General features: G+C 74.3%; 13 protein-coding genes. 4 read left to right on the top strand and 9 right to left on the bottom strand.

What is annotated here, in order from left to right:
* Window positions 1-26 precede the first annotated feature (26 nt).
* On the bottom strand, window positions 27-1502 hold the full coding sequence (locus E4099_RS04700) for a sialate:H+ symport family MFS transporter (protein ID WP_135337650.1): 1476 nt from the start codon (window positions 1500-1502) through the stop codon (window positions 27-29).
* Entirely contained in the window at window positions 1499-2437 is a 939-nt protein-coding gene (locus tag E4099_RS04695; protein ID WP_135337649.1) for a dihydrodipicolinate synthase family protein, read from the bottom strand. The genes E4099_RS04700 and E4099_RS04695 overlap by 4 nt, the downstream gene beginning before the upstream one ends.
* 312 nt (window positions 2438-2749) lie before the next feature.
* On the opposite strand from E4099_RS04695, the gene E4099_RS04690 reads away from it, so the two are divergent.
* The gene (locus tag E4099_RS04690; RefSeq protein ID WP_135337648.1) at window positions 2750-3943 is read left to right on the top strand and encodes a saccharopine dehydrogenase family protein; all 1194 of its coding nucleotides are present in this window, start codon (window positions 2750-2752) and stop codon (window positions 3941-3943) included.
* A 94-nt stretch (window positions 3944-4037) separates the two neighbouring features.
* Here E4099_RS04690 and E4099_RS04685 read toward each other — a convergent pair whose 3' ends face one another.
* Both E4099_RS04685 and E4099_RS04680 read right to left on the bottom strand, forming a co-directional pair.
* Complete coding sequence (locus E4099_RS04685) at window positions 4038-4745, bottom strand: endonuclease V (RefSeq protein ID WP_135337647.1); 708 nt, start codon at window positions 4743-4745, stop codon at window positions 4038-4040.
* 61 nt (window positions 4746-4806) lie between these two features.
* Window positions 4807-5991: a WD40/YVTN/BNR-like repeat-containing protein gene (locus E4099_RS04680; protein ID WP_386389430.1), complete on the bottom strand. Its 1185-nt coding sequence runs from the start codon at window positions 5989-5991 to the stop codon at window positions 4807-4809.
* Between the two features lie 177 nt (window positions 5992-6168).
* Between E4099_RS04680 and E4099_RS04675 the strand changes: the two genes are divergently transcribed.
* Together E4099_RS04675 and ssgD are read left to right on the top strand one after the other, a co-directional pair.
* Window positions 6169-6471 carry a GNAT family N-acetyltransferase gene (locus E4099_RS04675; protein WP_135337646.1) on the top strand — a complete coding sequence of 101 codons (303 nt, stop codon included), beginning with the start codon at window positions 6169-6171 and terminating at the stop codon, window positions 6469-6471.
* Window positions 6472-6608: 137 nt separating this feature from the next.
* The gene (ssgD, locus tag E4099_RS04670) at window positions 6609-7022 is read left to right on the top strand and encodes a spore wall synthesis regulator SsgD (protein WP_135337645.1); all 414 of its coding nucleotides are present in this window, start codon (window positions 6609-6611) and stop codon (window positions 7020-7022) included.
* A 108-nt stretch (window positions 7023-7130) separates the two neighbouring features.
* Here ssgD and E4099_RS04665 read toward each other — a convergent pair whose 3' ends face one another.
* A complete protein-coding gene (locus E4099_RS04665; protein WP_245244596.1) occupies window positions 7131-7808 on the bottom strand; it encodes a hypothetical protein in 678 nt (225 codons plus the stop codon).
* A gap of 196 nt (window positions 7809-8004) precedes the next feature.
* On the opposite strand from E4099_RS04665, the gene E4099_RS04660 reads away from it, so the two are divergent.
* On the top strand, window positions 8005-9414 hold the full coding sequence (locus E4099_RS04660; RefSeq protein ID WP_245244594.1) for a helix-turn-helix domain-containing protein: 1410 nt from the start codon (window positions 8005-8007) through the stop codon (window positions 9412-9414).
* A 224-nt stretch (window positions 9415-9638) separates the two neighbouring features.
* On the opposite strand, the gene E4099_RS04655 is transcribed toward E4099_RS04660, so the two are convergent.
* The 4 genes from E4099_RS04655 to E4099_RS04640 all read right to left on the bottom strand — a co-directional run.
* Window positions 9639-11531: a transglycosylase domain-containing protein gene (locus tag E4099_RS04655; protein ID WP_245244592.1), complete on the bottom strand. Its 1893-nt coding sequence runs from the start codon at window positions 11529-11531 to the stop codon at window positions 9639-9641.
* A 464-nt stretch (window positions 11532-11995) separates the two neighbouring features.
* Window positions 11996-13249, bottom strand: a complete 1254-nt coding sequence (locus tag E4099_RS04650) for a sensor histidine kinase (protein WP_135337643.1) — start codon at window positions 13247-13249, stop codon at window positions 11996-11998.
* Between the two features lie 3 nt (window positions 13250-13252).
* The gene (gene cseB / locus E4099_RS04645) at window positions 13253-13993 is read right to left on the bottom strand and encodes a two-component system response regulator CseB (RefSeq protein ID WP_135337642.1); all 741 of its coding nucleotides are present in this window, start codon (window positions 13991-13993) and stop codon (window positions 13253-13255) included.
* On the bottom strand, window positions 13990-14568 hold a 579-nt coding region (locus tag E4099_RS04640; RefSeq protein WP_209446520.1), incomplete at its 5' end, for a hypothetical protein. The genes E4099_RS04640 and cseB, both read right to left, overlap by 4 nt.

The raw sequence follows: 14568 nt of genomic DNA, 5'->3' as shown, positions 1-14568 counted from the left end.
CTCCTCGGGCGGGCGTGCTCCCGCGGTCAGCGGGTGGTCTCCACGTTAGCCTCGGGCACTGACAGCGACTCCTCGGCGACCAGGTGGTCGGGGACGCCCTCGCGGTCCGCCAGCCGGGCCAGTCGGCGCGGTACGTCCGCCCCGACCAGCACGATCACCACCAGGGTGAGTCCGAAGGTGAGCACCGCCAGGGCCCGGCCGAGCGACATGCCCTCGGCGAGGCGGGCGCCCAGGACCGGGGCGACCGCGCCGCCCAGCGCCCCGGTGTTGTAGACGAAGCCCAGCGAGGCGGCCCGGGTCTCGACCGGGAAGTGGCTGGCGATGTACCGGGGCAGGATGCCGGAGATGCCCTGGCTCAGGGCGAGCAGGAAGAACAGCAGCACCCCCAGGCCCACCAGCGAGTCCTGCACCGCGAAGACCGGGAAGACGAAGGCCAGCGAGGCGGCCAGGGTGCAGGCGTAGGCGCGGCGGGTACCGAACCGGTCGCCGGTGAAGCCGGCCAGCCAGCAGCCGGCCATGGTGCCGAAGCCGGCGTAGAACATCACGTCGGCCACCCGGTCGGGGTCGTACCCCAGCTCGCTCTTGAGGTAGGTGGGCAGCAGCGCCTGGATCGGCCAGCTGTAGAGGAAGGCGCAGAAGACCGTGGCCACCAGGCCGATGTAGAGCAGCCAGCGGCGGCGCCCGCCCAGCTGCGCGGCGAAGCCGAGCAGGGCGGCGGCGGACAGCAGGGACAGCGGCCAGCGCAGTCCGGCGCCCAGCGGGGTGAAGACGCAGAACAGCGCGGCGCTCGCGGCGGCGGCCAGCAGTCCGTTGGCCCAGGCCCGCGGCCGCCCGGTGAACAGCGGCCGGAACGGGTTGGGCGGCGCGGGCCGGCCGGCCGTCCGGGCACTCCAGTCCCCCGCCTCGGGCAGCGCCCGGCGCACCCACAGGGCGACCAGCACCGGCAGCACGCCGATCCAGAACATCCAGCGCCATCCCCAGTGCGGCACCACCCACTTGTACAGCTCGGCGGCGACGATGGTGCCGCCCGCGTAGCCGGAGATCAGGAAGCCGGAGGCGCGGTTGCGCAGCCGGGTGGGCCAGGACTCCAGGACGTAGGTGGCGCTGGCGCCGTACTCCCCGGCCATGCCCATGCCGATGAGCAGCCGGGCGGTGAACAGGCTGGTGTAGTTCCAGGCGAACCCGCAGGCGAAGGTGCCCAGCGAGTAGAGCAGGATGCTGGCGATCATCGCGGCCTTGCGCCCGTACCGGTCGCCCATCGCGCCCAGCACCGCGCCGCCGAGCCAGCGGGTGACGAACGCCGCGGAGACCAGGCTGGCCGCGCCGGCGGTGTCCAGCGCGAACTCGTCGGCGATCTCGGTGAGCACCAGGGTGATCAGTACGAAGTCGAAGCCGTCCAGCAGATAGCCGAGCCAGGCGGCGAACAGCGCCTTCCACTGGCCGCCGGACACCTGGCGGTACCAGCGTCCGGGGTCCTCGGCGGGTCGGGCGGGCCGGGTCATCCCAGCAGCCCTCCCTCCTCCAGGATCCGCCGCACCGTGGCGTGCGCCCGGGCGTCCAGTGGCACCTGGGGCGCGGCGGTGGCCGCGCAGGCGATGACCCCCAGCAGCTTCAGGGCGGCCTTGAAGCCGCCCAGGGCCGAGGAGCTGCCGCCCATGGCGGCCGGGTCGCCCGCCTCGGTGAGCGCGAACAGCGCGGCCAGCCGGTCCTGTTCGGCGGCGGCCTCCCGCCAGCGGCCCGCCCGGGCATGGCCGTACAGCCGCAGGTAGCCGTCCGGATCGACGTTGCCGAGGCCGGGTACGACCCCGTGCGCGCCCGCCAGCAGGGCGCCGTCCACCGCGAGTTCGGAGCCGGTGAGCACGGTGAAGGTGCCGTCCAGGCCGAGGGCGCGCATCTCCACCAGCAGGCGGCGCAGCGCGCCGTCGTCGCCGCTGCTGTCCTTGATTCCGGCGAGGGTGCCGTCCTGGGCCAGCGGCAGCAGCAGTTCGGGGGTGAGCTTGGTGTGCACCGCCATCGGGATGTCGTAGCCGAACAGGGGCAGGTCCACGCCGTCCCGGAGCCGCCGGAAGTGGTCGGCGATCTCCACCGGATGGGTGCGGGTGTAGAAGGGGGCGGTGGCCACCAGGGCGTCCACGCCCAGCCGGGAGGCGGTGCGGGCGTGGTCCAGGGCGCGGGCGGTGGTCATGTCGATCACTCCGGCGAGCACCGGGACCCGCCCGCCCGCGGCCTGGCGGACGGTCTCCAGTACGGTGCGTCGCCGGCGGTCGTCGAGGTAGGCGGCCTCGCCGCTGGAGCCCAGGGCGAACACCCCGTGCACGCCGGCCGACACCAGCCGTTCCACCAGGGCGGTGAGCGAGGCGGTGTCGATGTCGCCGTTCGGGGTGAGCGGGGTGCACAGCGGGGGGACGACGCCGGTCAGGGGGGCCGGAAGGAGCATCGGGGACCAGCTTTCTTCACGGGTTCGGGCGGCGCTCGGCCGGTATCGCCGCCGTGCCGCCGGCCGGGCAGCGCGAGCCGCCGACCGGACCGTCAGGGGCATTCGGCGAGGAGCCCGGCGAAACCCGACCAAAAAAGGACATGGGACGTCCCATGATGGCCGCAATGTGTCTCAGCGGGAACCGGCTGTCAAGCCCGCCGCACCCGGCCGAGCCGCCGCGCCGCCGGCGGGTCCGTGTTGACCGGGAATTCCACCGGTCCCTAGGGTGACGCCACGTCAATCGATACCGATCAGTAGGCGAGGGGACCGGCGATGCGGCGACGGGAGAGCAGGGGACAACGGACGTATGACGTCGTGTTGTTCGGGGCCACCGGCTTCGTCGGCGAACTCACCGCCGGCTACCTCGCCGAACACGCCCCGGCCGAGCTCCGCTGGGCCCTCGCCGGCCGCGACCGGGAGAAGCTGCGGCGGCTGCGGGAGCGGCTGGCCGAGCACCACCCGGGGCTGGGCGAACTCCCCCTGCTGCACGCGGACGTGACCGATCCCGCCTCGCTGCGCGCGGTCGCGGCGGACAGCCATGTGGTGGCCACCACCGTCGGCCCCTACCTCAGCTACGGCGAGCCCCTGGTGGCCGCCTGCGCCGAGGCCGGCACCGACTACGCGGACCTGACCGGGGAGCCGGAGTTCGTGGACCTGATGTACCTGCGGCACCACGCGCTGGCCCGCGCCACCGGCGCCCGCATCGTGCACGCCTGCGGCTTCGACTCGATCCCCTACGACCTGGGGGTGCACTACACGGTGCGGCGGCTCCCGGAGGGCGTACCGCTGCGGGTGCGGGGCTTCGTACGCACCAACGGCACCGTCTCCGGCGGCACCTTCGCCTCCACGCTGACCGCGCTGTCCCGCCCGGCGAGCATGGCCCGCACCGCCAGGGCCCGGCGGCGCGCCGAGCCCTGGCCGACCGAGCGCACCGTGCGGTCCGGCCCCGGCCGCCTGCACCGGCGCCGGGACCTGGGGGCCTGGGCGGTGCCGATGCCCACCCTGGACCCGCAGATCGTGCTGCGCTCCGCCGCCGCCCTGGACCGCTACGGGCCGGACTTCGACTACCGGCACCACCTCCTGGTCAGGCGGCTGCCGGTGGTGGCCGGCGGCGCGGCCGGGCTCGGCGCGCTGTTCGCCCTGGCCCAGCTGCCGTGGACCCGCCAGTGGCTCTCCGATCGCCGCAAGCCGGGTGAGGGACCGGACGCGGCCCGGCGCGACCGGAGCCGGTTCGCGGTGCGGTTCATCGGCGAGGGCGGTGGACGGCGGGTGGTCACCGAGGTCTCGGGCGGTGACCCCGGCTACGACGAGACCGCCAAGATGCTGGCCGAGTCCGCGCTCTCGCTGGCCTTCGACGACCTGCCGGACACCGCCGGGCAGGTCACCACCGCTGCCGCCATGGGCGAGGCGCTGACCGACCGCCTGCACCGCGCGGGCATCACCTTCCGCACCCTCACCGAGGACTGACGGAGCGCCCACCGCACCACGGGCGGCGGCGGGGCGGCGGCCCGCCGGTGCCACCGCCCCCGTACGTCTCCGGGCGGCGGCGGTGGCGGGGGGTTCAGCCCGCGCGGAGTGCCTCACGGCAGAGCGAGTCGGCGCGCCGGGTGGACTCCGGAAGGCGGTAGTCGCGGGCCAGCGCCAGGGTGTGCGCGCAGGCGGCCGCCAGGCCGATCCGGTGCCCCACCGAGACGAACACCGGTTTGACGCCGTCCCGGGTACGCAGCGCCCGGCCGACCTCCTCGCCGCCGTCCAGCAGCGGGGACCAGTCGCCCCGGCGGGGTCCGGGAGCCTCGAAACGGAAGGTGAACGGGTTCTTGGCGACGCCGATGGTGGGCAGCCCGGTGAGCACCCCCAGATGGCTGGCCAGTCCGAAACGGCGCGGGTGAGCGAGCCCGTACCCGTCGCAGACCACCAGGTCCGGGGTGCGGTCCAACCGTTCCAGGGCGCCGAGCACGGCGGGGATCTCACGGAACGCCAGCAGCCCCGGCACATACGGGAAGGCGACCCGGCCCACCGCGGTGGCGCTGGCCAGCACCTCCAGGGTGCCCCCGTCCAGCGCCACGGCCGCGGCCGCCACCACGTCCCGTTCGTCGTCGTAGGCCACGTCCACCCCGACCACGGTGCCGGTGCCGACGGCGGGTCCTTCGACGCTCTCGTCGGCGTACCGCTCCACCCGTTCGCGCAGGCTCAGCTGTACGGCGGTGGCCTCGGCCTCGGTGGTGGGCCAGTCGGTCGGAAGCCGGTATCCGGCGGTTCGCTGACTCATGCCACCTGACCGTACCCGTATCCCTCGAACACCTGTCGTGCCATCCGGCCCCGGGACGGCCCTACTCGCCGGAGAACACCAGCCGCGCCGCCCGGCCCTGCTCGCCCGCCGCCCAGCAGCCCCGGTCGGGCGCGCAGTCCACGGTGTCGTACGAGCCGGTGTCGAAGGAGCGCCAGCCGCGCCCGCCGTCCGTGGTCAGCTCGCTCCCGGTGGGGCCGACCGCCAGCGCGGTGGCGGGGCCGCCCGCGCCGCCCCGACCCTGCGGCAGCCAGCTCACCCCGGACCGGTAGCCGGACGGCGGCTGCCGGGACGCCGTCCAGTGGGCTCCGCCGTCGCCGCTGACCGCGGCGGCGTCCGGGGAGGGCTGCCCGGCGCGGTAGTCGCCGCCGACCGCCAGACCGTGCCGGGCGTCCCGGAAGGCGAGTCCGAAGACACCGCGCGCCGGATCGCCCGCGGGGATGGGCGCGTCGGTGACGGTCCAGGTGCGGCCACGGTCGGCGGAGTGCAGCACCCGGGCCGTGGTGGCGCCGCCGGTGGCGATCCAGGCGTGCCGCCCGCCCGCGCTGACCAGGCACTGGCCGCTGGCGGCGAAGGACGCCTCGCCCGGCTGGGCGGCGGGCATGCCCTTCGAGGGCAGCACCCGCCAGCTGCGCCCGCCGTCCTCGGTGGACAGGATGCGGTACCGGCCGTCCACCGGGTCGCTCAGCGCGATGCCGCTGCGGCTGTCGAAGAAGGTCATGCAGTCGTAGAAGGCACGCGGGTCGGTGTTGCGGAAGCTCTCGGTCCAGGTGGCGCCGCCGTCCTCGGTGCGGAACACCCGGGACGCCTCGCCCTCCCCGATGGCCAGCACCACCGCGCGCCGGGCGTCGAACGCCTCGACGTCCCGGAACTCCAGTCCCTCCGCGCCGGGCGGTGAGACATCGCGCCAGCTGCGTCCGGCGTCCCCGGTGCGCAGCACGGTGCCCTTGGTCCCGGCCAGCCAGGCGGTGCTGCGGCTGACCGCCGCCAGGCCCCGGAACCGGGCGTCGGAACCGGTCGCGGTGGGCTGCCAGCGCACCGGGAGACCCCCGGCCGCGACGGCTGCGTCGGGTGCGTCGGCGACGGACGCGGTGCGTTCGGTGGGAGTGCGCGCTTCGGCGGGCGCCACGAGGCCCGCCGCCAGCGCCACCGCGCCCAGCCCGGCGCACACCACCCGGCGCAGCGCCGTCCCGCTCCCCTTGGTACCCGTCACTTCCTTGATCCCCATGGCCCTCATGGAGCGGGAAGCTAGTCGATCGACAAGCCCCCCGTCCATGGCCATGACAGCCCTGGCAGGGCCCCTCGGACGGCCGGGAAGGGTGGGCGCCGGCGCCGGGCGGGCGCCGAATCGCGGGAGCATCTCGGCCTTCCTATCGTGGTCAGGGGGAGCGAGGAGAGTCGCCTCATGACAGTCATGGTCAGCGATGTGCCCCATGCCCACCGCTTCGAGGCCCGCGTCGACGGGGTGCTCGCGGGCTTCGCCCAGTACATGCGCGGGCCCGAGGTCATCGCCTTCTTCCACACCGAGGTGGAGCCGGCCTTCGAGGGGCAGGGCATCGGCTCCGCGCTGGCCCGCAACGCGTTGGACGCGTCCCGCGCCATGGGCCTTCAGGTGATGGCGGTCTGCCCGTTCATCTCCGGCTGGATGGCGCGCCATCCCGACTATCTGAGCCTGGCCTACACGAACCGCAGCAGGGTTACGGACTGAGGAGTCGCGATATATCCACCCACTCACCATAGAAGTGATGCACGTCACATGTTCGCCGGGTGCACGACGGCGCTGAGCTTGCCCTCTAACCGTGCGAACCGAGGCAAGGATCCACACTGACCGCAAGGGAGCCGGCGATGATCACCGTCATCGACCAAGCCGTCCAGGCCCGCCTCATCGCGTCCGTGCCCGAGACCAGTGCCATTCGGGCGAGCCTGCGCTACAGCCGGAACGATCCCTTCGCGGTCCGCGTCTCCTTCCCGCCGGTCGCCTCGCTCGACGGCTCGGAGGTGGAGTGGACCTTCGGCCGGGAGCTGCTGGCCGGCGGACTGCGGGGCCCGGCCGGGCACGGCGATGTGCACCTGTGGCCGTACGGCCCGGACCGGACCGTGCTGGAGCTGCACGCGCCGGAGGGCATGGCGATGGTGCAGTTCGACACCAGCGACCTGCGGCGCTTTCTCCAGCGCACCTATGAGCTGGTCCCCCAAGGCTGCGAGAGCCGGCACCTGGAGCTGGACGAGGACCTGGCCGCGCTGCTGCGGGACGTGTGAGGCGGCGGGACCTGTACCGCTGCGGGGGTGGCGCCCACCGTGGCTCCCGCCCGCGCGTACGCGACCCCGCGCCGCACCGGTCCGTTGCGGCGCGGGGTCGGGCGGGAATCAGGCGTAGAGCTTGATCACCGCGGTGGTGGTGGTGCGCTGGAAATCGGCCACCGGAGCGTCGGCGAAACCGCCCATCTCGCCCCAGCCGACGATGGTCACCGTGCTGCCGTCACGGCCCACTCCGAACAGGTGGATGGAGGGCTCCGAGTCCGGGGCGGAGGTGTGGACGCCGTAGACATGCGCGCCGTCCTCGCCCGTGACGGTGCCGTAGTCGCGCCAGGAGGCGGTGCCCTGGGGGTTCTGCCGCTGCCAGTCGGCCGCGCAGTCGCGGACCTTCCGCTCCACGGCGCCGGCCAGCTTGGCGGCCGCGTCCGCGCTGGCCGCCTTGACCACGATCTGGCTGGCGCCGGTGTCGTACTCGGTCCAGAACAGCCGGTGCGAGGAGCCCGTGGTGGGCAGGGCGTTCTCCAGGCAGAACGGCGCCTCCGGCAGCCCCTGGGTGACGTTCCCCGCGTACCAGGCGGACAGCGGGTGCGGCGGCAGCTCCCTGGGGGCCAGGAAGACCGGCGCGGCCGCCGCCCGCTGCCGCGCCTGGGTCTGGCTGTGGTCTGCGGCCCGGTCCTGGGCCTGGGCGGTGCCACCGGTGGCGAGGACCGCCGCGGCCACCGCGGCGGCGCCGGCCAGGGCCGCGGCACGGGTGGAAAGTCTGCGCGTCTGCATGAGGTTCTTCCCCATCTCCTCTCGGGTCCGCCGCAGCGGTGCGGCGGTACGGGGCACAGCCTGCGAGCCCGGCTCGCGGCAGGGCAACGGCGTGCCGGGCAGGCGGAACGCGGGAACGCCGGAACCTACTCTGACGTGGGGAGACGACAACGCCCTGGAACGCGGTCGCGGAACGCGGAACGCGGGTCGCAGGGCCTTGGGGGAGGTTTTCGTGGGGAGTGAAGAGGTCGACCGGTTCGCCGAGCGGCTGCGCGAGCTCAAGGAGCGCTCCGGGCGCAGCTACGGGACCTTGGCCGCACGCCTGCACATCAGCGCGTCCACGCTGCACCGCTACTGCCACGCGGACGCGGTGCCGGCCCGGTTCGCGCTGGTGGAGCGGTTGGCCCGACTGTGCGGGGCGAGCCCCGAGGAGTTGCTGGAGCTGCACCGCCGGTGGCTCCTGGCCGACGCCGCCCGCCGCGCGGCCTCGGCCCGCGGTGGCGTACCGGGACGCGCGCCGAGGCGCGGGGCCGCCGCCGGCGGGGTGGTGCTCGGCCGGGTACCCGCGGATCCCGGGGCCGAGGCGACCCCGCCGGACCGGCTCCCTGGCGGGTCCTGGGAGGACCGGCCCGAATCACCCACCCCGGAGGACCGGCCCCGGCCGCGCGCCCAAGAAAGCCGGCTCGACGTCCCCGCCTCGGAGGTCCGGCCCGAATCGCCCGCCGCGGAAGACCGGCCCGTACCGCCCGGCAGGGAAGTCCGGCCCGAGCCCCCCGCCCCGGGGGTCCGGCCCGTACCGCGCGTTGGGGCGAGCCCGCCGCGGCCGGCGGTCCGGTCCATGGCGCGCACCTCGGCCGTCCCGCCCGCACCGCGACCCACCGCGGACACTCCGCGCCGGCGCCGGCCGGCCTGGGCGCTGCTGGTGGGAGCCGCCGGGAGTCTGGTGCTGGCGGCCGTCGCGGTGGGGCCGCTTCGGGGCGGCGACCAGCGGACCGGCGCCGGCGAAGGGACCAGCGCCCCGCCGGCCCCCCTGGCCCTGAGCACCCGCTCACACGTCTGGGAGAACGGCTGCGATCACCGCTATCTGATCAACCGTCCGCCGTCCCGGGTCGCCGCACCCCCGGTCGAGCAGTCCGCGCCGGCCTGGGCCGCCGCGCACGGCGCCGTCCACGGGGGCAGCACCAACGTCGAGGTGACGGTGGCGGGCCGGGGCAGGCAGGCGGTGGTGCTGCGGGCTCTCCAGGTGCGGGTGGTGGAGCGGCGCGCCCCGCTCGCCTGGTCCTCGTTCGCCATGGACAACGGCTGCGGCGGCGCCCTCACCCCGCGCACCTTCGCGGTGGATCTGGACGCCGCCCGCCCGCTCGCCCGGCCCACCGACGGCTTCGACGGCGAGCGCACCCTGCCGGCGGTCCGCCTCCCCTACCGGGTGTCCGCCACCGACCCGGAGGTGCTGCTGGTCAACGCCCGTACCCAGGGCTGCGACTGCAGCTGGTACCTGGAGCTCGACTGGGCCGCGGGCGGCCGTTCCGGGACGGTCCGCATCGACGACGGCGGCAAGCCGTTTCGGACCAGCGGAACCACGGGCCGCCCGCAGTACGGCTACGCCTTCGCGGAACAGGTCTGGCGGCGCGACGCCCCCTAGCGCGTGGCCGGAGGGTTCGCCCGGCTCGCTGCCTCCGGCGGGGCGGCCGGTCCGTCGCGCACGTCCGCGCCACCCCGCCGCCCCGCCGCGCCGCCGCGCGCCGGGAGAAGGCGGCCTGAGGTCCCGCCGCCACCGACCCGGCTCAGCCGGACCGTTCCCCACCTGCCCGGTTCAGGGAGACCGTTCGCCACCGCCCGGCTCAGGTGCGTCCCCCACCACCCGGCTCAACCGGACCGTTCGCCAGCGGTGGGCAGCTCGCTCGGGATCGCCGGCACGCCGCCGATCCGCAGGTCGAATCCGGCCGGGCGGGCGCCGCGCAGCGCCTCCCCCATGTAGGTGGTCCAGACCTTGGCGGGGCGGCTGCGGAAGGCGGTCGGCAGGATGGTCTGCCGCTTGTTCCGGTGGTCCTCGCCGAACATTCCGACCACGGTGACCAGGTCCGGTGTGTACCCGGCGAACCAGGCCGCCCGCCGGTCGTCGGAGCTTCCGCCGATGCTCGCCGCGGGCTGGCCGACGGTACGGACCCAGTTCTTGCGGGTCGCCCCGTCGTCGGGGCGCGCCAACAGGGTGGACGTCACCGTGTCGGCGGTCTCCCGGCGCACCACCTGGTCGCCGATCCCGTCCCGGCCCTCGATCCGCTGGTCGCCGCGCCGGGCCGAGAGCACCAGGGTCGGGGTGACCTTGCGGCCGTGGTTGCCGAGGGTGGCGTAGACCCCGGCCAGGTCCATCGGGCTGGTGCCCATCAGGCCGAGCCCGATGGTGCGCCGCGGCCGGAAGCCCTCGGCGTCCGGGTCCATGCCCAGGGCCACCGCGGTCTTCTTGACCATTGCCGGGCCGGCCTTGCCGGTGTACTTCGGCACCGGACCGGTGCCGGTCTCCGCGGCCACCGCGCCCTTCGGGTCCGACTCCAATTCCGCGGCCGTGACCAGCGGCTTGAAGACGGCACCTGCCTGGTAGTCCGCGCGGGTGGCGTTGGACAGGTAGTGCTGGGTGTAGCTGCGCCCGCCGTACAGGGCCAGGACGCGGCCGGTGCGCGGCTCCACCGACACCGCCCCGGCCTGGAGGTCGGACCGCGCGGCCCGGTCGCGGGCGCTGCGCCCGCCGGCCGCCAACTGCCGGGCCACCGCACGTTCCAGGGATTTCTGCTTGGCCCGGTCCACGCTGAGGGTGATGGTCCAGCCGCCGGCGGCGAGCTCCTGCTCGCTGACGCCGGAGGCGATCAGTTCACGCCTGGCCGCGTCGACCAGATAGCCGGCCTGGCCGTCCAGTCCCGGTGTGGGCTTGGGCGGCAGCGGCCGGGGGAAGCGCAACCGCCGCCGCTCCGCATCGTCCAGCCACCCCATCTCGACCATGTTGTTCAGCACGTACTTCCAGCGCTGGGTGACCAGCCGCTTCCCGGTGCGGCTCGCCACGCCCCAGTCGTACTGGCTGGGAGCCTGGACCAGCGCGGCCAGGTACGCACCCTCGGCCACGGTCAGATCGGCGGCCTCCTTGCCGTAGTACGCGCGTGCCGCGGCCTGGATGCCGTACGCGACCCGGCCGAAGTAGCTGGTGTTCAGATAGCCGGCGAGGATCTCGTCCTTGGAGTTGCGCTGGTCGACCTTGAGCGAGATGACCAGCTCCTTCACCTTGCGGGTGATGGTCTGCTCCTGGCTGAGGTAGTAGTTCTTGACGTACTGCTGGGTGATGGTGGAACCGCCCTGGGTGCCGCCTCCGGTCACGGTCTTGGCCAGGCCGCGGGCGATGCCCATCGGGTCCACGCCCGCGTCCTGGTAGAAGGACTTGTTCTCCGCCGCGACGAAGGCCCGCTGCACATGCCTGGGGATGCGGTCGATCGTCACCGACTCCCGGTTGATGTCACCGGTGCGGGCCAGCAGGGTGCCGTCGCTGTAGAGGTAGACATTGCTCTCCGCCTTGGCCACGGCGTTCGCTTCGGGGATGTCGATCATGTAGTAGAGCACCGCGAAGGCGCCGAGCAGCAGCAGCCACAGGGAGAGCACATAGGCGAGCATCCGCCGCCAGGTGAAGAACCGGCGGATGCCGGCCCGCTTCTTCCGCCGCCCACCGTCTCCTGCCGCCCCGGCCGCCTTCGCCCGTACCGCCCCGGTCCGAGCCACCCGGGCCTTGCGGCGCGCGGACCGCGTTCGAAGACCTCCGCCCGCCCTGCTGGGGTCACTTGGTGCGCTCGACGTACGCGGGGCTCCCGGGACGTCCCGTGCCTCTGACCCATCCGGCGCTTCCGGAGCATCTGCCGCATCCGATGCACCTGGCGCGCTTGGCGTGCCCAGTGTGCCCGCCGCGCCTTGTGCGCCTTGTGCTTCCGGCTCGCCCGGTCCTCCCGACGCCCCCAGCACTGCCGGCGCCCCCGCGTCACAGTCCTCGACCATGGCCTCATCGGCCCGCGGGCCCCCGGGCCGGCGCCCAACCACCGTGTGCCGACCAGCCGTTCGAGGCCGCCTCCACCTGATACGCATGCCGGCCATACTCGGCGGGAAAGATCTTCAAACCCCTGCCACCGGGTGTCTCCTGCGGCTCGACCACCCCTCGGATGTGTATCGACCGTGTATCGGCCGCCCCTCCCCTACTCCTCGAACTCCGCCGGTTCCTCTCCGTGGTCCTCCGGCAGCCGCAGCACGGCCACCGCGCCGCCGTCCGCCGCGTTGCCGAACTCCAGCGCGGCGCCCAGCACCTGAGCCTGTCCCAGGGCGATGGTCAGCCCCAGCCCATGGCCCCGGCCGCGCTCCTTGACGCCGGTCCGGAACCGCTGCGGGCCGCCGGTGAGCAGTTCCTGCGGGTAGCCGGGGCCGTGGTCGCGCACGGTCACGGTGCGCCCGTCATCCCCCACCGTCACCACCACCTCCCCACCTCCGTGCCGGTGCGCGTTGACCACCAGGTTGGCCAGGATTCGCTCCAGTCGGCGCGGGTCCGTCCACACCCTCGCGGCCCCGTCCGCCCGCTCCGTGCACAGCGTCGCGGCCAGTCCGGTCCTGGCCACCGCCTCCTCGACCAGCGGAGCCACCGCGCTGGGGGTGAGGTCGGCCCGTTCCGCGCCGGCGTCCAGCCGGGAGATCTCCAGCAGGTCCTCGACCAGGGTGCTGAGCACCCGCACCCGGTCGCGTACGTAACCTGCCGCCTCGTCCTCGGCCGGCAGCAGTTCGGCCGCGGTGACCAGGCCCATCAGCGGGGTACGCAGCTCATGGGCGACGTCGGCGGTGAACCGCTGCTCGCTGCGCAGCCGCTCCTGGAGGGCGGCGGCCATCGAGTCGACGGCGCCGGAGATCTCCGCGATCTCGTCGTGCGGGCGGTTCGCCGCCGAGATACGGGCGTCCAGCTCGCCGGCCGCGATGCGGCGGGCGGTGCCGGCCGCGATCCGCAGCCGGCGGCTCATCCGCCCGGCGGTGAACACCCCCAGCGGCAGCACCACGGCGGTGGTCGACAGTCCGGCCAGCAGGATGTTGGTGTCCAGCGCGCCGAGGTCCCGGATGGTGGTCCCCAGGTCCACGCGTACGGACAGCACCCGGCCGCCGGCCGGTCGCGCCGCCCACATCGCCGGCCCGTCGGGGTCGGTGGCGAACCGGCTGCCACGGTGCCCGCGGCGCACCAGGTCGCGCAGGTCCGACGGGAGGTTGGGAGCGTCCAGCGCGGCCCCGGAGCCGTGCACCGCACCGGTGCGCGCATAGATCATCGCCGCCTGGTCCAAGGTGGTGGAGGCGGCGTCCCGGGCCTGGGACAACTCCCGGTCCCGGGAGGCCTGGTGCACCAGCACACCGACGGCCGAGGCGGCGGTGCAGGTCGCCGCGGCCACCAGGGCGGCGATCCGCCATCGCAGGGTCACGGGTCAGCGCCGCAGCTTGTAGCCGAAGCCGCGGACCGTCTCGATCCGGGCCGCGCCGATCTTGGCCCGCAACCGCTGCACATGCAGGTCCACCACGCGGGTGTCGCCCTGCCAGGCGTGGTCCCACACCCGGCTGAGGAGCGTACGGCGCTCCAGTACGACCCCGGGCGAGGCGGCGAACTCCAGCAGCACCCGCAGCTCGGTCGGGGTCAGTGCCAGCAGTTCCCCGCCGCGGCGCACCTCCATCCCCCGCGGGTCGATGCTCAGGTCCCCGAACACCAGGACCTCCGGCTCCGCCTCGCTCGCATCGTCCGCCCCGTTCCGGGGCACCGAGGGGAGGGAGGCGCGGCGCAGCAGCGAACGGATCCGGGCCACCAGCACCGCGCTCTCGCACGGCTTCACCACGTAGTCGTCGGCGCCGGCCTCCAGGCCGGAGACGACATCCAGGGCATCGCCGCGCGCGGACATCATCAGGATCGGCGCCAGGCTCAGTTCACGTATCCGGCGGCACAGCCCGATCCCGTCCAGTTCGGGCAGCATCACATCGAGCAGCAGCAGATCGGGTCGGCACTCCCGGAAGACCTCGAGGCCGGTCAGCCCGTCGGCGGCGGTGGACACGGTGAAGCCGTACCGCTCCAGTGCCATCCGGACCGTGTTGCGGATCACCTCGTCGTCCTCCACCAGCAGCAGATGCGCCTCGGTCGGCGACCCGGGCGGGGTGAAGGCGGGCGGGGCGGGTGTCATGGCGTGGGGGTCCCCTCTGCGTCCTGAGCATCGTTTCCCGGTGTGACGGGGGCCATCACCGTGCCGTTCCACCGGTAGCGGGTGGTGGTCAGGCCGTCCCCTCGGACCACGTTGACCACCAGGTCGCGGCCGTAGGTCTCGATGGTGAGGCCCGTCAGGTCGTAGAGCACCAGCACCGGTCGCACCCGGTTGCCGAAGGCCCGGTAGACCTCCACCCACGTCATCCGGAGGCCGATCTCGTCCACCGCGACCACCAGCTCCTCCCGGCCATCGCCGGTCAGGTCCCGGTAGACCGGGTCGCGCATCGTGCAGCGCGACGCGCAACCGCCTGGGGCCGTACCGAGCACTCCCCTCGGCATGACGGGGTCGTTCTTCAGCAATTTCTCCAGGGGCACCGCACGCAGCCCGGCGGCCGGCACGGTGACCCCGGGCAGTGGCGGATAGGACGGCGTCACGGATGTCGGCTCCGTCTGGGCGGGCCGCTGGGGCTGCGGGGTGTATCCGGGCCACAGCGGCGAGGCGCTGATCGGCGGCGTCACCTCTGCCGCCGGCCCCCCGTCCCGCAACCCGGTATC

The organism is Streptomyces palmae (assembly GCF_004684805.1).
In the GTDB taxonomy this organism is placed as follows: domain Bacteria; phylum Actinomycetota; class Actinomycetes; order Streptomycetales; family Streptomycetaceae; genus Streptomyces; species Streptomyces palmae.
Note: the sequence above shows the minus strand (reverse complement) of the source record. Positions and strands in the feature narration are given on the sequence as shown.